15 protein-coding genes and 1 rRNA gene are annotated in these 18151 nt (G+C 72.7%); 3 read left to right on the top strand and 13 right to left on the bottom strand.

The genetic code is table 11. The features are described from left to right. Positions 1 to 67 precede the first annotated feature (67 nt). From murJ to QSK36_RS11065, 8 genes are all read right to left on the bottom strand, one after another. A complete protein-coding gene (murJ, locus tag QSK36_RS11030) occupies positions 68 to 1726 on the bottom strand; it encodes a murein biosynthesis integral membrane protein MurJ (RefSeq protein WP_285782288.1) in 1659 nt (552 codons plus the stop codon). 55 nt (positions 1727 to 1781) lie between these two features. Continuing rightward, positions 1782 to 2735 (bottom strand): hypothetical protein, encoded by a 954-nt coding sequence (locus QSK36_RS11035; RefSeq protein ID WP_285782289.1) that lies wholly within the window; start codon positions 2733 to 2735, stop codon positions 1782 to 1784. Positions 2736 to 2787: 52 nt separating this feature from the next. Beyond that, a complete protein-coding gene (locus QSK36_RS11040; protein WP_183537263.1) occupies positions 2788 to 3765 on the bottom strand; it encodes a copper transporter in 978 nt (325 codons plus the stop codon). After that, a complete protein-coding gene (steA, locus tag QSK36_RS11045) occupies positions 3762 to 4958 on the bottom strand; it encodes a putative cytokinetic ring protein SteA (protein WP_225898050.1) in 1197 nt (398 codons plus the stop codon). The genes QSK36_RS11040 and steA overlap by 4 nt, the downstream gene beginning before the upstream one ends. A gap of 469 nt (positions 4959 to 5427) precedes the next feature. Further along, positions 5428 to 7197 (bottom strand): DNA repair protein RecN, encoded by a 1770-nt coding sequence (gene recN / locus QSK36_RS11050; protein WP_285782290.1) that lies wholly within the window; start codon positions 7195 to 7197, stop codon positions 5428 to 5430. 182 nt (positions 7198 to 7379) lie between these two features. Beyond that, positions 7380 to 8327, bottom strand: coding sequence for an NAD kinase (locus QSK36_RS11055; protein ID WP_182902126.1), 948 nt, complete (start codon positions 8325 to 8327; stop codon positions 7380 to 7382). A 25-nt stretch (positions 8328 to 8352) separates the two neighbouring features. Then, complete coding sequence (locus tag QSK36_RS11060) at positions 8353 to 9162, bottom strand: TlyA family RNA methyltransferase (RefSeq protein WP_285782291.1); 810 nt, start codon at positions 9160 to 9162, stop codon at positions 8353 to 8355. 85 nt (positions 9163 to 9247) lie between these two features. Then, on the bottom strand, positions 9248 to 9469 hold the full coding sequence (locus QSK36_RS11065) for a hypothetical protein (RefSeq protein ID WP_182902128.1): 222 nt from the start codon (positions 9467 to 9469) through the stop codon (positions 9248 to 9250). A gap of 509 nt (positions 9470 to 9978) precedes the next feature. On the opposite strand from QSK36_RS11065, the gene QSK36_RS11070 reads away from it, so the two are divergent. After that, complete coding sequence (locus QSK36_RS11070; protein WP_183537259.1) at positions 9979 to 10326, top strand: SCP2 sterol-binding domain-containing protein; 348 nt, start codon at positions 9979 to 9981, stop codon at positions 10324 to 10326. 327 nt (positions 10327 to 10653) lie between these two features. Here QSK36_RS11070 and QSK36_RS11075 read toward each other — a convergent pair whose 3' ends face one another. Both QSK36_RS11075 and QSK36_RS11080 read right to left on the bottom strand, forming a co-directional pair. Then, positions 10654 to 11658: an HAD-IIA family hydrolase gene (locus QSK36_RS11075; RefSeq protein WP_183537258.1), complete on the bottom strand. Its 1005-nt coding sequence runs from the start codon at positions 11656 to 11658 to the stop codon at positions 10654 to 10656. 20 nt (positions 11659 to 11678) lie between these two features. After that, positions 11679 to 12020: a tetratricopeptide repeat protein gene (locus tag QSK36_RS11080; RefSeq protein ID WP_225898049.1), complete on the bottom strand. Its 342-nt coding sequence runs from the start codon at positions 12018 to 12020 to the stop codon at positions 11679 to 11681. Between the two features lie 177 nt (positions 12021 to 12197). On the opposite strand from QSK36_RS11080, the gene QSK36_RS11085 reads away from it, so the two are divergent. Beyond that, entirely contained in the window at positions 12198 to 13424 is a 1227-nt protein-coding gene (locus QSK36_RS11085) for a DUF1015 family protein (protein WP_285782292.1), read from the top strand. On the opposite strand, the gene QSK36_RS11090 is transcribed toward QSK36_RS11085, so the two are convergent. Next, entirely contained in the window at positions 13399 to 14049 is a 651-nt protein-coding gene (locus QSK36_RS11090) for a single stranded DNA-binding domain-containing protein (RefSeq protein ID WP_285782293.1), read from the bottom strand. The two genes, QSK36_RS11085 and QSK36_RS11090, sit on opposite strands and share 26 nt — an antisense overlap. A gap of 104 nt (positions 14050 to 14153) precedes the next feature. On the opposite strand from QSK36_RS11090, the gene QSK36_RS11095 reads away from it, so the two are divergent. Beyond that, positions 14154 to 15080 (top strand): MBL fold metallo-hydrolase, encoded by a 927-nt coding sequence (locus QSK36_RS11095; RefSeq protein WP_285782294.1) that lies wholly within the window; start codon positions 14154 to 14156, stop codon positions 15078 to 15080. 94 nt (positions 15081 to 15174) lie between these two features. Here QSK36_RS11095 and QSK36_RS11100 read toward each other — a convergent pair whose 3' ends face one another. After that, positions 15175 to 17712: a hypothetical protein gene (locus QSK36_RS11100; protein ID WP_285782295.1), complete on the bottom strand. Its 2538-nt coding sequence runs from the start codon at positions 17710 to 17712 to the stop codon at positions 15175 to 15177. A 350-nt stretch (positions 17713 to 18062) separates the two neighbouring features. Next, positions 18063 to 18151 (bottom strand): 5S ribosomal RNA (rrf, locus tag QSK36_RS11105); the annotation flags it as partial.

The raw sequence follows: 18151 nt of genomic DNA on the forward strand, positions 1-18151 counted from the left end.
AGCCCGGTCGTGCCGGAGGCGCGCGATTCAGCGCCTCGCCAGACGCTGTGCCTACTGATCCGCTTGCTCATACCGCCTCCTCGGCCGACGGGTCCGCCGGGCTCGCACCTCTTCCACGCCTCACTCCGGACAGGGCGGCGGTCAGGTCCCCGCGGTCCACGAGTGCGGCGACGAGGACTCCCGCGACCACGGCCGTCAGACCGGCCAGAGCGGCCGTCAGGAGGCCGCCCCAGGGTCCCTCGCCCGACAGGGGAAGCCGGGCGGCCGCCGCGCCCGCGAGGAAGCCCGCACCCCCGCCCAGCAGAGCGGCCAGACCGGCCCGCGAGACGCCGTGGGCGGCCCGCGCGCCCCGCGCCCGCACGACCGAGGCCAGCAGCAGTCCGGCCCCCACCGTCATGCCGGCCGCCTGGCCGAGCGCGAGCCCGCCCAGGCCCCAGCCGTCCGGCAGCACGAGGACGAACGCCACCTGGGCCACGGCGACGACCAGCCACCCGGCGACCTGTCCCCGGGCCGCCGCCCTGCCCTGTCCCGCGGCGTACAGCACCCGGCTGAGGTGGGCCACCAGGCCATACCCGATGAGCCCCGGCGCGAACAGCGCGATCCCCCGGGCGAACTCCGTCGCGGCGACCGCGGTGTCGGCCCGGGCGAGGAAGACGTGCGCGACCGGCACCGCGACCGCGGCGAGCGCGCCGGCCGCCAGGCCGCAGACCAGCACGACCGCGCGCGTCGTCCGCGCCGCCAGCGCCGCGAATCCCTCGCCCTCGTCCTCGGCCTGCGCCCGCGCGGCGAGCGCGGGGAACGCGCTGGTCGCGATGGGCACCGCGAGCACGGCGTACGGCACCTGGTAGATCGCCCACGCGTAGTTGTAGGCGGGCAGCGCGCCGCCGCCGACGCGGTTGGCGACGGGGATGAGGATCGCCGCGGCGGCCTGCTGGGCGACCAGCGCGCTCAGCCCGGCCAGGGCGAGCCGCCGCACCTGTACGGCGACGCCCTCGGGAAAGCGGAGCGTGGGCCGCCACCGCAGGCCGAGCCGCCACGTGGGCCCGACCACGGTGACGACCAGAGCCAGCACGCCGAGCGTCGTGCCCGCCGACAACGCGATCTCGGCCGGTGCGGGCACCGTCGCAGGGTCCTTGTGGCCGCCGCTGAGCGGCCCGAAGGCCAGGTAGGCGACGATGACCACCACGCTCGAAACCAGCGGCGCCAGCGCCGGCCCCGAGAACCGGCGATGGGCCTGCAGCACGCCGTAGAGCACCACGGCCATCCCGTACAACGGGATCTGCGGCGCGAAGACGACCAGCATGCGCGCGGCCACGGCGGCGACCTGCCCGGCGTCGCAGCGGTCTATCTCGGAGCCGACGAGCAGTCGCGCCACCGGGCCCGCGACCAGCGCGGTCAGCGCCGCGAGCGGCACCAGCAGCACGACCACCCAGGTCAGCAGCGCGGAGGCGATCCGGCCGACCTCCGCACGCGCCCCGCCGTCCGATCTGGCGGCCGCGCCGGCGAGCACCGGGACGACCATCCCGGCGAGCGCGCCGCCCACCACGACCTCGAAGACGATGTTCGGCACGTTGTTGGCCGTGTAGTAGGCGGTCGCCAGGCAGTTCGTGCCGACCGTGCGCGCGAACGCCAGTTGCTTGGCGAAGCCGGTCACCCGCGCCAGGACCGTGATGACCCCGATGAGGACCGCCGCCCCCGCGATCCCCGCCCCGAGCCGTCTAACCATGCCGCTTATCCATGCCGGTGCCGTACGCCTCCGCGCACGGCCCTGGTCGTCCAGGTCACCCGCGCGACCCCGACGTGCCGGGGGTGGTCTGCGGAGCGCGGCGGCCGAGCATGTCCAGGCGGTTGAGCACCCGGTTGCCGGCGATGACCTTGGTGAAGCTGACCTTCTCCGAAGCGGCGGTGAGAGCGGCGACGACACAGAAGGCGGCGATCCGGCCGGGCCTGCCCAGCCGGGCCGTGGCCGCCAGGCCGAGCAGTGCGCCGAGCGCGTTCGCCCCGGCGTCGCCGAGCATCGCCCGCTCGCCCAGGTCCTCGGGCAGCAGCGCCGCCGCCGCGCCCAGCGGAACGGCGGTCAGCGCGACGGCCCGGGCGGAGCGCGGGCCGTAAGGCGCGGCGATCGAGGCGGCCAGCAGGGGAACCCCGGCCAGCAGCCCCACCTTGATCGCGCGGCCGGGCCGCAGGTCGAACAGGTTGGCCAGGTTGGCGCTGCCGGCGATCAGAGCACCGTCGACGAGCGTGTCGAAGGACCGCGCCACCACGCCCCCGTCCCGGGCGTCGCGGGGGGCGAGCGCCGCCGCGGCGAGCCCGGTCGCGCCGATGCCAAGGATCTTGACCGCTCCGCTGGTCACCTCACCGCGCGCGAGCGCGGCCAGATGGCCCTTGAACCCCTTCGACGAGGTCGTGCCGAACAGGTCGTCGTACGCGCCGAGGACGCCGCTGCCCGCGCCGGCGAGCACGGCGGCCGCGCGGGCCCGTACGGGGAGTCCGGGGGCGAGGGCGGAGGCGGCGACGGCGCCGGCGGCGAACGCGGGGCCCTCCAGCAGCGTGACCGGCTCGCCCCGGTGGTTGACCCGGGTCCAGTACTCGTCGGCGGTCTTCTCGTCGCCGATCGGCGGGCGGCGCCGGAACGCGGCGAAGGCGGCGCGCGCGGCGGCCGCGCCGAGCGCGGCGCCGACGGCGGCCCCGAGGGCCGCGGCGGCGCGGGTGCCGGCCTGGGGACGTCTGGCCACGGCTGTTGCCCTTCTCTGTGTAATCGTCAGGCGTGGTGTGCCGACCGGCGGCTCAGCCCCGGCTCGCCGCCGGGGTGGGGGTCTGGCTGGGCGCGGTCACCGTGGGCTCGAACGCCGTCGCGCCGCTGCCGATACCGTACGCGCCCGAACGGCCGGCCAGTTGCTCCCGCAGAGCGTAGACCACCACGACACGGCCCGCGGCGAAATCGACCGTGTCGACGGTCGAGACCGCCGAGGCCACGCCGCCGGTGTCGTGCAGCGCCGCGATGACGCCGCCGTTGGCGGAGGCGGTGACGGTGCCCGCCAGGACGGTGCCGAGAGCTCCGCTGTCGAGGCCGGCCGCGACCGAGACGAGCGCATTCGTCTGCCGATCGGCGTCCTCCCCCTCGTACGGCTGGGCCGGCGCGAGCACGATGGCCATCGTCGCGCGCTGCTTGGGGTCGCCGTTCAGGGTCAGGAAGTCGCCCGCCTGGAACGCCTCCAGCACGCCGGTGGCCGCGGGGTTCGCCCGGCCCGCCTGCGCGCGGTCATTGGTCACGATCGCGCCGGCGAGTATCGCGGCGGCCTTGTCGTACGGCGTGGCCCCGTCGGGGAAGGCGGTGCCGGCCGGGGCGAGGTTGGTGGCCAGCCCGTCCACCACGCTCGCCTGTTCGGCGTCGACGAACTTCTCGGTCAGGCTGACCCTGCCGGTGTAGGCGGCGCCCGCGCTCGTGACGAGCTTCTCGACCGGGTCGCGCAGGGCGGCCGACGCGCCGGGAGCCTCGACGAGCACGACGCGCTCCCCCGCGAGCTGGCCGCGCACGAGCTCGGGCAGATGGGTCGTGACCAGCGAGCCGGAGCCCTCCTCGCGGCTCTGCAGCTGCGAGATCTGGGCCAGGTTGCTCTCGTTGGCCTTCCGCAGGGACGCGGTCATCTCCTCGGCCGACTTGAAGAACGTGGGCTCGAGCACGGTGCTGCCCAGCACGATGCCGACCGTGAGCGCGAGGAAGATCGCCACGATCGAGACGAGGTGATAACGGAAATCGATCACGAGAAGAGTCCGACCAGCCAGAAGATGAAGCCGTTCCAGGCCACGCGCAGGCCGTTCAGCCACACCTGGCCGATCGGCGATACCGAAAGGACCACACCGATCGTGACCAGCGTGGTGGCCACGAGCAGCAACAGAGAGGGCGTGGAGATCCGGCTGCGGTAGAGCCTGCTCACGCCCTTGGCGTCCACGAGCTTGCTGCCCACCCGCAGGCGGGTGAGGAAGGTGCTCGCCGCGCCCGACCTGCCCTTGTCCAGGAACTCGTCGAGCGTCCAGTGGGTGCCGACCGCGACGATCAGCGTGGCGCCCTTGTCGTCCGCCAGGAGCATCGCGATGTCCTCGCTCGTTCCGGTCGCGGGGAACACGACCGCCTCCTGGCCCAGCTTGTGCACCCGCTCGAGCCCCGGCGCCCGCCCGTCGCGGTAGGCGTGGACGACCAGTTCGGCGCCGCAGCACAACGCCTTCTCCGAGACGGAGTCGAAGTCGCCCACGATGATGTCGGGCGCGTACCCGGCCTCCAGGAGCGCGTCCGCCCCGCCGTCCACGCCGATCAGCACCGGGCGGTACTCCCGGATGTACGGCCGGAGCGTGGCGATGTCCTCCTTGTAGTGGTAACCCCGCACCACGATGAGGGCGTGGCGGTTCTCCAGGGAGGTGCGGATGTCGGGCACGCCGACCCCGTCGATCAGGAGGTCGCGCTCGCGCCGGACGTACTCCATCGTGTTCGCGGCGAAGGCCTCGATCTGGACGGCGAGGCCCGCGCGGGCCTCGGTCATCGCCGCTTCGACGCTCTCCGCGGTCTGCGGCTGCCCCTTGCCGACCAGTTCCTCGCCGAGGTAGACCATGCCGTCGTGGACGCGGATCACGTCTCCGTCGGCGATCCGCTCGAACAGTTCCGGCGACGCGTTGTCGATCAGGGGGATGCCCGCGTCGATCAGGATCTGCGGCCCGAGGTTGGGGTAACGGCCGCTGATGCTCGCGGCGGCGTTGACCACGGCCGCCACGCCGCACGCGACGAGAGCCTCCCCGCTGACCCGGTCGATGTCGACGTGATCGATAATCGCGATTTCCCCGGGCTTGAGGCGCTTGGTCAGCCTCTTCGTCCGCCTGTCGATTCTCGCCACTGCCGTCACCCCGGGAAGGCCGTCGGCCTTCCTGCGGCGGAGGCCCGGAACATTCAAGCTCGGGACCTTCATCATGACCATCCTGCCAGAGGCGGCGACCACCACGCTTCCACACCCCACGGCTCGTCTGAATTGTCACTGCAAGTCAGGGATGTCGCCGAGGTGCGCCGACCGGGGGCAGCCGAGCCAACGCACACCTTCCGCGACGCCGTCCGCCCCCGTTCCTCCGCCCCCTCGTGCCGGGGCTTGACTGCTTCCCGGCGCGCCCTGCTCCAAACGTCACCCCCGCGCGCCCCGCCGAGTGTACGCGCCGGGCGGGCCGGCAGCGGCGAGCAACAGCAGGTCGGTGCGACCGCGCGACCCGTGCGACCCGGCACGCGAAACGCACCGCACCGCACCGCACTGCATCGCACTGCATCGCAACCGCACCGCACCGCACTGCATTGCAGCCGCACTGCACCGCACCGCGCTGCTGCATCGCACTGCACCGCACCTGGATCGGCGACGGCCGGAGGCCTCAGGCTGCGGACTGGAGGGGCCCTCAGCCGGCGGCCCGGCGGCCCGGGCGCTTGGCCGCTCCCGAGGACGCCTTCTCCCAGGCGGCCTTGTCGGCGGCGGCGATGGACAGCAGCTCGGCGGCGTGCGCCCGGCCGAGCTCGGAGTCCTCCAGCCCGGCGAGCATCCGCGACAGCTCCCGCTCGCGGCCCTCCTGGTCGAGCGTCACGACGCCGCTGCGGACGACCCTGCCGTCGCTCGCCTTCTCGACCACGAGGTGCTGGTCGGCGAAGGCCGCCACCTGCGGCAGGTGGGTGACCACGATGACCTGCGCCGTCCTGGCGAGTTTGGCCAGCCGCCTGCCGATCTCCACGGCCGCCTTGCCGCCGACCCCCGCGTCGACCTCGTCGAACACGAACGTCGGAACGGGGTCGGCCCCGGCGAAGACCACCTCGATGGCGAGCATCACCCGGCTCAGCTCGCCGCCGGAGGCGCCCTTGGTCAGCGGCAGCGGCGGCGCGCCGGGATGGGACGCCAGCCGGAGCTCGACCTCGTCCACGCCGTGCGGGCCGAAGCCGTCGGTGGCGGTGATCGCCACGCTCACCCGCGCGTGCGGCATGGCGAGCGCGGTCAGCTCCTCGGTCACCGCCTGGCCGAACCGGTCGGCGGCGATCGTGCGGATGGCCGTCAGCTCACCGGCCAGCTCGCCAAGCCGCTCGGTGAGCTCGCCGTGCTCCCGAGTCAGCTCCTCGATGCGCTCGTCGTCGCCTTCGAGCTCCGTCAGCCTCTCGGCGGCCCGCTGCGCCCATGCGAGCACGGCCGTGACGTCCTCGCCGTACTTGCGCATGAGCCCGTTCAGCGCCGCCCTGCGCTCCTGCACCGCGGCGAGCCGCGCCGGGTCGGCCTCGACCGACTCGGCGTACGCGGCCAGCTCGGTCGCCACGTCGGAGACCAGGTAACCGGCTTCGGCCAGGCGGTCGGCGAGCCCGGCGAGCGCGGGATCGAAGTCGCGTACGGACTCCACGGCCGTCTTCGCGTGACCGAGCAGCGACACGGCGTCCTGCACGTCCTGCCCGCTCGACATCGGATCCCCGAGCAGCGCGGCGTGCGCGGTCGTGGCGGCGGTGCGCAGCGCGTCGGCGTGGGAGAGCCGCTCGGCCTCCTCCTTCAGCTCGGCGTCCTCCCCCGGCCTGGGCTCGACCTTCTCGATCTCCTCGAGGCCGAACCGCAGCACGTCGGCCTCCTGCGCCCGCTCCCTGGCCTTGACGGTCAGCTCGTGGAGCAGCTCGCCCACCTGCTTGTGCCGCTTGTATGCCTGCTCGTAGGCCCGCAGGGGTTTGACCAGCTCGTCGCCGGCATAACGGTCGAGCGCCGCGCGCTGCCTGCCGGGCTGCAGCAGCCGCTGCTGGTCCATCTGCCCGTGCACGGCCACGAGGTCGTCGGCGATGTACGTCAACGTGCCCACCGGCACGGCACGGCCGCCCAGCCAGGCTCGGGAGCGACCCTCGGCGGAGACCGACCGGGAGATGATGAGCTGCCCGTCCTCGACCTCGCCGCCGACGTCGGCGACCTGCTGAGCCACGCGGCCCCCGGGCTCGATCACGAGGGTGCCCTCGATCAGCGCCTTGTCGGCGCCCGGCCGGACCCTGGCCGGGTCGGCCCGCCCCCCGAACAGCAGGCCGAGACCGGTGACGACCATCGTCTTGCCGGCCCCCGTCTCACCCGTGACGACGGTGAATCCCGGCGACAGCTCCAGTACGGCCTCGTCGATCACGCCGAGCCCCTGGATGCGGACCTCCTCGACCCGTGGCCGCACTGGTCCCTCCCGTTTTGCCGACCGAACTCGCCAGAGATCCTACGCGTAACTCGTCAAGATTTTCGAGGACAGCGTGTCCGGACCGCGACCCGAACGAGAATCTGTGGACATGAAAGCCCTGCTCATCCGGCATATCACCACCAACCGCCACAACCCGCTGTGGATTGCGGCGCCTCACGCGGTCAGCCGGAGCGTACGCGGCCCCGCCAGCCCTGCACCGGCAGGCCGAACTTCGCGACCAGGCGGTCGGTGAAGGGCGCCCCGGTGGTCTCCACACCGAGCAGGCGGGCCAGCCGTACGGGCACCTCGCCCCTGCGGACCTCCACCCGGGCGCCGGGCGGGATGTCGAAGCGCCGGCGGCCGTCGCACCACAGCACACCGGCACTGGTGTCGGGGAGGATCTCCAGCGCGAGCGTGGACTTCGGCGACACCACCATCGGCCGGGCGAACAGGGCGTGGGCGCTGTTGGGCACCAGGAGCAGCGCCTCCACCTCGGGCCAGACGACGGGACCGCCGGCCGAGAAGGCGTACGCCGTCGACCCGGTGGGGGTCGCGCAGATCACGCCGTCGCACCCCCAGCGCGACAACGGGCGGCCGTCGACCTCCGCGACGACCTCCAGCATGCGGTCCTTCTTCTCGACCGACGCCTCGTTGAGAGCCCAGGTCCGCGCGAGAACCGACCCGTTCAGGCGCACGACGACATCGACCGTCATGCGCTCCTCGACCTCGTAGCGGCCCTCGACCACCAGGTCCACCACGGACGCCAGATCCTCCACCTCCGCCTCGGCGAGGAAACCCACATGCCCCAGGTTCACGCCGAGCAGCGGCACCGCGGCCGGGCGGGCCAGTTCGGCGGCGCGCAGCAGCGTGCCGTCACCGCCCAGGACGATGATCAGCTCGGCCTCCTCCAGCGCCGCCCCGTTCTCCGGGACCACCTCGACATGGGCGCAGCCGAGCTCCTCCGCCTCCTCGTCGAGCACCCGGACGTTGATGCCCGCCCCGATCAGCCGTTCCATGACCAGGCGGGCGCTGCGCACGGCCGCCTCCCGGCCCGTGTGCGCCGTCACCAGGACGGTCCTCTTGGCGTCCGCCCGGTCGCCCGCCGCGCCGCCCGTGCTCATCGTGCTCATCGTCTCCACGCCTCGCCGCCCGCGCTCACCGGGGCCCCTCCGCGACCGCCGTGTCGATGGCCGCGTCCACGTCGGGCACGGGGTCGTGTCCCGGCCCCTTCCCGAGCCACAAAACGTATTCCACGTTCCCCGACGGCCCCGGCAACGGGCTGGCCGTCACGCCCTTCATCGTCAGGCCCAGCGAGTCCGCCGCCGCCGCGACGTCCCGCACCGCCTGCGCCCGCAGGTCCGGGTCGCGTACGACGCCTCCCGCGCCCACGCGCTCCTTGCCGACCTCGAACTGCGGTTTGACCAGCATCGCGAACTCCGCCACCTCGGCCGCGCAGCGCACCAGGGCCGGGAGGACGAGCCGGAGGGAGATGAACGACAGGTCCCCGACGATCAGCGTCGGCGGCTCGCCCACCATCTCCGGGGTCAGGTCGCGGACGTTGACCCGCTCCATCACCGTGACCCGCCCGTCCGTACGCAGCGACCAGGCGAGCTGGCCGTACCCCACGTCGACCGCGAGCACGTGGGCGGCGCCGTGCCTGAGCAGCACGTCGGTGAAGCCGCCGGTCGAGGCTCCCGCGTCGAGGCACCGGCGTCCCTCGACGCGGAGCCCTTCGAACGCGCGCAGCGCGCCGAGCAGCTTGTGAGCACCCCTGGACACGTAGTCGGGGCCCTCGGCCGTCTCGGCGACCACGATGGGGGCGGCCGTGTCCACCTGCGTGGCCGCCTTCTCCGCCACCCGGCCTCCGACGCTGACCCGGCCCGCCTCGATGAGCTGGACCGCCTGCTCTCTGGACCGGGCGAGCCCGCGGCGTACGAGCTCGCTGTCCAGCCGGACACGCTTCATCGGGCCCGCCCCGCCGCGCCGTCCCGTGCCGTCCGGCCCTGTGTCCGCGCCCGGCTCGCGGTGTCCGCGGCCGCTCCCGTGGCGCTCACCGACCGCTCTCCCTGCCGCCGTGCGCCTCGGGCTGCCGCCCGCCCGCATCCTCCACGGACGCGAGCACCGCTTCGAGGCCGGCGAGGACCTGTTCGAAGACGCCCACGTGCTCGGACACCGGCGCGTGAGCCAGCCGTCCGAGGGGCGACAACGCGGCCTGCACGCCGTCGGCGCCCGAGGCGAGGTGCTCCCCTGCCGCGATCCCGCTGTCCGTCATGGTCCCTTCCTGCTCCGATCAGCTGCCCCGTCACGCTTCCCCGTCACGTCTCCGCGTGCGCGGCCGCACGCGCGCTCCGGGGCTTCGGCCCGGCTCTCGCCGGACCGGGTCCCGGACGTCGCCGGACGACACGCGGCCATGCCGCGGGTCCCGTACGAGCCCCTGCGGCGCTGGTCGCCTCGACGCTATCGGACCCCACCGACGATCGTGCGCCGTCCGGCCGTTCCACAGGGGATCGCGGGCCTTCCCCCGTGTGACCTCGCCTCAGGTTCGCGAGGGAGGCCATGCTCGCCTCGCCGTCCCTTTGGTTGCGAAATCTACGCTTCGCGGACCGCCGGACGCGTGCCGTGACCTTTCCATGACCCGACGCGGATTTCGCGCAGGCCGCCCGTGGAAAGCTACTGTCGGTAGGTAGAGGGGAATCACATCGTCGACCGGTGATCCGTGCGCGGTTCACAGGCGGACACCGTCCGCGAGAAGACACGGTCCGCGAGGAGAAAGGCAGGCGCATGGCGACCGTCGAGGAATGCCGGGCGGCGCTGGACAAACTCGTCGAGCACTTCGACGAGATAAGCGAGGAGGACCGTGCCAAGCACGTGGTCGAACGCCGGCTTGCCTGCCGGATCTCCGACCTCGGCGTGACCTTCTACGGTCGCATCCACCGGGGCGGGCTCGACCCCTTCAAGGAGGTGCCCCCGGAGGACGGCCGGCCCGCCGAGGTCAAGCTGACGCTCAAGAGCGAGGACCTGGTCTCGATGGTCAACGGCGAACTCGACATGGGCCGCGCGCTGCTGGGCGGCCGGGTCAAGATCGACGCGAGCCTCGGCGATCTGCTGCGCCTTCGCAAACTCCTCTGACCGCTGCGTCAGAGCCGCGACGCACCCCCGCGCCAAGACATACGCGCCGGGACCTACGCGCCGGGACCACGCCGCGCAGACGGCGGGGCCCGGATCGCGAAACGCGGCTACCGGGCGGTGGCGGCCGCCCGGGCGTCACACCGTGGTCCGGCGTGTGAGCCGGAGCACGGCCACCTGTGCTGACGTGGATCAGCCGCCCTGAGAGTGCACGACGCCGGGTGCCGCGGTAGCCGTTCGGCTCCCGGAAAGAGGTGCTGCTTCCCGCGGCCTCGAACGCCGGCCGACGCCGTGACGCGTGTGCGCCCGGCGACGCCGTCACCACGTCGGTCAGCGGCCCAGCGCCGCCAGGGCGGCCTTCACCGCGTCCTCATCCGCTTGGCCGTCCCCCGCCGCCTCCCAGGCGGCGGCGCACGCCGCGCGCAACCCCTCGACGGGGTCGCCCTCCCCGGAGAGCACGAGCTCCCCGTCCTGCCACGCGGCCGTCCACCCGCCGCAGGTCCAGCCGCCCGAGCCGCGCCGTACGGGGACCACGGGGACGTGCAGGCCGGACAGGTCGGCGGCGATGTGGGTGGGACGGTGATGGGGAGCGGCGGTGAGCACGTCCAGAGGAGTGGCGACGCCGGTCAGCACGAGCAGGCTGTCGACACCGGCCCGGGTCGCGCCCTCGATGTCGGTGTCGAGCCGGTCGCCGACGATCAGCGGCCTCTCGGCGCGGGTGCGGATCATCGACTCGCGGTGCAGCGGCGGCTCAGGCTTGCCGGCGACCACGGGCTCGACGCCGGTCGCGGTGGCGATCACGCGGCTCATCGACCCGTTCCCGGGCTGCTCGCCCCGGCCGGTCGGCATGGTCGTGTCGCCGTTGGCCGCGACGAACCACGCCCCCTGACGTACGGCGAGCGCCCCTTCGCACAGCAGCCCGTAGGACAGGTTGTCGGCGATGCCCTGCACCACGGCGGCGGGCGCGTCCAGGGCCGTGGTCACGGGGCGCAGGCCATGCTCGCGCAGGGCCATCCGCAACCCCATGCCTCCTACCACCAGGACGGCGGAGCCCCCCGGCACGTGCTCGGCGACCAGCCGGGCCGCCGCCTGCGCGGACGTCACCACGTCCTGCGGGGCGGCCGGGATGCCCAGATGGCTGAGGTGCTGGGCGATCGCCCCCGGCGTGCGGGACGCGTTGTTGGTCACGAACGCGAGCCGCACGCCCTGGTCCCGGGCCTTCACCAGCGCCTCCGGCGCGCCGGGGACCGCGTGTTTGCCGAGGTAGACGACACCGTCGAGGTCGAGCAGCAGCGTGTCGTAGGCGTCCACGAGCACGCCGGTGGTTTCTGGCATGTCGGAAGTATGGCCTACGGTCACGCCCGCCTCGCCCGCAGCGTGGCCCTGACCTGCTTCAGCGCGGACACGTAGTGCCGCAGGTCGGGGCGCATCGCCACCGCCACCGCGAGAGGCTCCTGCGCTCCCTCGATGTCCCCGCTTCGCCACAGCGACAAGCCGAGACCGAAGTAGGCGTAGTCCTCGGCGGGGTTGGCGTCGACGATCCAGCGGAAGCTGCCCGCGGCCTCGTCGTAGCGCTTCGAGTTGAACTGGGCCCGGGCGAGGGCCTCGCGGATGCTGCGCGAGTCGGGCTCGGCCTGTACGGCGTGCTCAAGGATCGCCGCCGCCGCGGCCGGACTGCCCTCCTCGAGCAGTTTCATGCCACGCTTGAACCACTCATAGACGCCGCCGGAAGGCGTACCGCCCGGATCATTGGAAGAAGCAGCGGCCTCGTTTCGTCCTTCGATCATGGGGTAAGCCCTCCTGCACTCCGATTTCTCAAGCAACCGGGCACCGCAGCGTCGGGGAGTCCGGGCACTTATGGCAACATGCCCGGTATGGAGAGTTCTGAACGGGCGGGACTGGTGCTACGTCCGTTCCACGGCGTCCGTTACGCGGTGGACGATCTGGCCGCTGTCACCTCCCCGCCGTACGATCTCATCTTCCCTGACGATCTGCGGGAACTGCTCAGTCGTCATCCGAACAACGTAGTGCGCCTGATCCTTCCCGGGATCAGCCACTACGGCGAGGCGAGCGCCACGTTGAGCGAGTGGCTCTCCGATGGAGTGCTGACGGTCGACTCCCTGCCCGGCCTGTACGTGTACGAGCAGAGCGGTGTGGGCTTCCTGCAGCGGGGCCTGATCGGAGGCGTCGGGGTCGGGTCGACCGCGATCCTTCCGCATGAGAACGTCCTGCCGGAGCCCGTCGCCGACCGGCTCGCCCTGATGCGGGCGACGCAGGCCAACTTCGAGCCGATCTTCCTGTTGTACGAAGGCGGGGGCACCGCCTCCCGGCTCGTCGACGACGTGGCGACACAGCGTTTCCCCCTTATGGACGTCCGGACCCGTGAGGGCGTGCACCACCGGCTCTGGGCAGTGACCGACCCCCACGAGATCGAAGCCGTCGCGGAGGACCTGCATGATCGTCAGGCGCTGATCGCCGACGGTCACCACCGTTACGCCACTTACGAGGCGCTGCAGAAGGACCACGTGGGTCCCGGCCCCTGGGACTACGGCCTGGCGTACCTGGTCGACTCCACGGCGTACCCGCCCGATCTCCGGGCCATCCACCGTGTCATCCCGGGGCTGCCCCTGCAGGAGGCCGCCGCCCGGGCCAAGGGCGCCTGGCAGGTCCACGAGTTCCCCTCGGTCGAGGACGCCCTCGCGGGGCTGGCCACGGCGACCGGCCCCGCCTTCGTGCTCGCCGGTGAGGGACCCGCCCATCTGCTGACGGATCCGGACCCGCTGCAGGTCGAGCACGCCATGCCGTCCGGGCAGTCCCCTAGGTGGCGGATGCTCGACACCTCGGTCCTCACGACGTTCCTCCTGCCCAAGGTGTGGGGGATCACCGACAGCGAGCAGTCGGTTATGGTCGTGCACCACGACCCGCTCGCCGCTGTGGAGAGGGCGCGCCGGCTCGGCGGGACGGCGGTTCTGCTGAATCCGCTGTCCACGGAGGACGTCCTCACGGTCGCGGCGCAGGGTGAGCGGGTGCCGCGCAAGTCGACCTCGTTCGGTCCCAAGCCCCGTACGGGCCTGGTCATGCGGACCTTCGCCGCTGACTGATCACCTCGTCGCCGGGCTCCGCCGAGACGGCGTCGTCCCGTTGGTGGGGCGACGTCGCCGGAGAGCCGACGGTGCCGACGGCCTGACCGCCAGAAGAGCCTGCCCCACCAGAAGAGCCTGCCGGAGGGCCTGCGGGATCCGCCCCGCGGCCGGAGGCGCCGCCGGAGCACGCCTCACCACCGGAGGGCACCTCAGCGCCGGAGCACGCCTCGTCTGTCGCAGGGGCAGGGGCGATCTCACCGGCATCACCGGCCTGACCGGTCTCGGCGGCGGTTCCGTCATCGGCGCGGGGCGTTCTCCTGCGTGGCCTGCCGCGGGGCGCGGCCGGTTCGACGCGGCGTGCCGTACGGACCTCGATCTCGTAGCGACTGCCGCCGCGCCACCAGCGGCGGCGCAGCGCACCCTCTACCTCGACCAGATCATCGAGCTGCCAGCCGGCCACCATGTCGCGCACGCCGTCGTCGAGCGTCGCGCACTCGATCGCGTCCGACCGCTGATGGCCCGAGCGGCCTCCCGGCCTGCGGACCGCGAGACGCCACTGCGTCAGCAGGGCTCCGCTCGGCAGTTCCCGGTGTGCCGGCTCCATGGACAGCCGCCCGGCCAGCACCACCTCGTTGCGGTGCATGTAATCTCCTCTCTGCCGTGGAGATCACTATGCGTGACCAGGTTGGGCCGGCGGGGCCCTGAATGCCATTCTGTGAATACCGGTTCTAGTTTCAGGAGTGGGCTGTGGACAACGTGACTCCACTCGGCGGCGACGTCTACGAGATCGACACGCGGATGGCGGGCTATTCCGGCATCACCGCGGGCTATCTGATCCTCGGCGACCGCCCCTGCCTCGTCGAGACGGGCACCTCGACCTCGGCTCCCGTGGTCAGGGACGCCCTGTCCTCCCTCGGGGTGGGACTGGACGACCTCGCGACCGTCGTGGTCACCCACATCCACCTGGATCATGCCGGGGGCGTGGGGGACATCGCGAACTACTATCCGTCCGCGGAGATCGTCGTCCATGAGAAGGGTGCCCGTCATCTCGCCGATCCCTCCCGGCTCATGGCGAGCGCCAAGATGGTGTGGGGCGACAAGCTCGACGTACTGTTCGGCACTCTGGCGCCGACCGACGCGGCCCGTATCAGGGCCCTCGGCGACACCGGGACGATCGACCTGGGCAACGGCCGCACCCTGGCGAGCCACTACTCCCCCGGCCATGCCAAACACCACGTCGGCCTGCTGGACTCGCTCACCGGCGACCTGTACGTGGGCGACGCCGCCGGCGTGTATCTGCCCGAGACCGGAGACCTGCGGCCCGCCACGCCGCCGCCGGACTTCGACCTCGACGTCGCCCTCGGCTCGATCGCGCTGTTCACGGCCCTGAAACCGCAGCGGCTGCTGTTCAGCCACTACGGACCGGTGAAGGACGTGCCTTCGACCCTCGAACGGTCGGCCGAGGAACTCCGGATATGGGTGGATCTCACCAGACGGGCCAGGGACGAGGGACTCGACCTCGATCACGCCGTCGCCATGGTGCGCGACCGGACGCGGGAGCGGTACGCCGCGCTACGCGCCGACGAGGCCACCGCCGAGCAGTTCGAGCTGCTGAGCGGCGCGCCGTCGAACGTCGCGGGGATCATGCACTGGCTGGACCGTACCCCGCGCTGACTCCCGGCCCCCAGAAAGACCCGTCCCTGAGGCGCGGCTTCTCCCGGGAAATGTAAACGGGCGCCGCCGAGGCGGCGCCCGCATGGAAGGAACGTCAGGGCTGGCGCTTCGCCCGATCCTCGGCGTCCTCGGCGTCCTCGGCGTCCACGGGGTCGTCGAGCACGTCGCCGAAGTCCGGCTCGATGAACGCGGGGCCGTAGGAGGGCGCGCTCTTGGCGGAAGCCCGCTCGGCCCCCTCATCGGCGTCGCGCGTCTCCTCGGCACCCGGTGCCGGTGTTGCCACAGGCGCCACCGGTTCGGACACCTCGCCGGCCGAGGACGTCTCGGCCACATCGTCGCCCGCGGAGTCGCCGTCCGCCGCATCCTCGGTCAGCTCGTCCTCGTCGGAGAGGTCGGCCTCCCGGGGGCCGCCGGGGAGGTCCGCCTCGTCCTCCTCGTCCTTGACCGCCTCTTCGATTTCCTCTTCATCATCGGCAAGGTCGTCCAGGAGGTCACCGGACTCGGCGCCGGACTCGTCGTAGTCCTCCTCCAGGTCCTCGATCAGTCCGCCGGTCAGTTCGGCGTAGCGTTCGGCCGCGTCGGTCTCGCCGTCCTCGTCGAACGCCATGGCACGAGCGAACCAGTCGGTCGCCGCTTCTTCGTGCCCCGCGTCGGCCAGGGCGTCCGCGTACGCGAACGCGAGGCGTGCCGACCACGGCTTCGGCTGAGGGTCGCGCAACTCCGGAACCCGCTGCAGCGTGATCACGGCCGCGTCGTGCTGGCCGAGGTCACGACGGGCCCCGGACTCCACGATGGCCAGTTCGATCTTGCCCGCGCGGTCCAGCCGTTCGGCCTCGCGCGACCGGACGAGGTCGAGCGCCCGCTCGGGCCGCCCGAGCCCGCGCTCGCAGTCCGCCATGATCGGCAGGTACTCGTCCGAGCCGCTGATCCGTCGGGCGGCCCGCAGGTCGCCCAGCGCCTCGGCGTACTGACCAGCGTGGTAGGCGGCGATCCCGGTGGCTTCGCGCACCACGCCGATCCTGCCCGCGAAGCGGCGGGCCACCTTGGCGTGCTCGTAGGCCTTCTCCGGTTCCTCCGCACTCAGCGCACGGGCGGCCGCCACGAGGTGGCCGGCCACGAGGTCCGCCAGGTCGTTCGGCAACGAGCGAAGCTCCGCACGCGCCTCCCGGTCCAGTTCGTCCGGCGTGATGTCCGGGTCGAGCGGAGGAATCTCCTCCCGCGTCCTCGGCCTGCTCGGCTCGTCCGGCCTGCCGTAGCGGCCACGGCTGCCGCCCCGCTCGTCGCGGCTGAAGGGACGCGCCGCGCCGCGCTCGCCGCTGAACGGCCTGGACTCGTCACGGTCCCTGCCGAACGGCCGGGCACCGCGATCGCCGCCGAACTGGCGCTGTGGCCGGTCGCCGGAGCCCGACTCGCGCCCGCGGAACGTCCGAGCCCCCTCCTCACGGTCGCGGCCCGGACGCCTGTCGTCGCGGTCCCGGAAGGACCCCCCGGGCCGGTCTCCCGACGTACGGCTCGGCCTGTCGCGGAACGAGTCCCGGTCGCGGTGCCGGTCGCCACCTGCGTCCTGCCGGTCCCCATAGGGGCGCCTGGGCCTGTCCCCGCCGCCCCTGCCGTCGCGGTCGCCGAACGAACGCCGCGGCCGCTCCTCGCCGCCGAAGCCTCGATCGGTGCCCCGGTCGCCACCTCGATCGCCGTACGGGCGCCGGGGACGGTCCTGGCGCTCGTACCCGCTTCCGCCCCTGTCGTCGCGGCTGTAACCGCGCTCCTGGTCCGTACGTCGCGGCGGGCGACTGCCAGACCCGTCACGATCGCCGCGCTCGTACCGAGGCGTGAAAGAGCGCCCTTCCCGGTTCTCCCGGTTCTCCCGACCCTCACGGCCGTCGCGCTCCCGGGAGCCGTAGCGCCCGCCGAAACCGCCGCCCTGGCGCTGCGGGCGGTCTCCGTACCCGCCGCCGCCTTCCCGCCGATCCGTGCGGCGCTCACCGTACGGCCGGCTGCCGCGGTCGTCGGAACGGAACGGGCGTCCGCCCCGTTCGTCGCGATCCCGGGAGCCCTGTCCGCCTCGGAAGCCGTCGCGGTCCCCATAGGGGCGGCGCGGCCGATCGGTGCGGAAGGCGTCCCGGTCCTGATAGACGCGCTCCCCGCGTCCTTCGGAGCCTCCGGCTTCCCTGCGTCCCTCGAAGCCGCCGGCCCCGCGCGGCCGGTCACCACCGCGATCGAAGCTCCGTCTCCCGTCGCGGTCGCGGTAGCTGCCGCGATCGTCGGTACGGCCACCGGCGCGATCTCCGCTGTCGAAGGGACGGCGACCCCGGTCATCCCGGTCACGATAGCCGCCGCGCCTGTCACGATCCCCATAGGAGCCGGTCGCCCTGTCGTCACGACCACGCGATCCGAACCGTCCCCCGGACGGTCCGCCCTGGTCGCGGGAGCCGCGCCTGTCGGACTGGAACGGGCGCTCGCCGCGCTCGCCGCGGTCGTTCCGGGAGCCTTCTCGCCGCTCTCCATAGCGACCGCCGAAGCCGCCGCTTCCTCCGTTACCGCGGAATCCTCCGGGGCGCTCAGCCCGGTCTCTGCTCTCTTCGCGGTTGTCACCGCCACGGCCCGCGCCGTCGCGCCCGTCTTCTCTGTTCACTTCTGTCCTCTGTTGCTTGCTCACCGCGTCCGGTTCGCCGGCCGCAGGGCTCTGTCTTCCCACTGTCCTGACTATTGGGGATCTGCCCCATACCCGATGAGTGCCAGGGAAGACATGTTGTTTGCGCCGCAGGTCCGCTGAGATCGCGTCCGCCGCAGCCTTCGCTTCTCGTCCGATGCGACGAAGGCCACCCGTGGGGGTGGCCCGGCATTGCCAGCCTAGCGCGCCGTCACCACCACCCGGGCCTCGACAGGAGCTTTCGTTCCCCGTCAACCCGGGTTTCGGCGTGGTGAAGACTGCCCCATAAATACAGAAGGGCCACCCCATAGGGGTGGCCCTCCACAAAGATTGTCCGGCGGTGTCCTACTCTCCCACACCGTCCCCGGTGCAGTACCATCGGCGCTGACAGGCTTAACTTCCGGGTTCGGAATGTAACCGG

The sequence above is a fragment of the Microbispora sp. NBRC 16548 genome, from assembly GCF_030268985.1.
GTDB lineage: Bacteria > Actinomycetota > Actinomycetes > Streptosporangiales > Streptosporangiaceae > Microbispora > Microbispora catharanthi.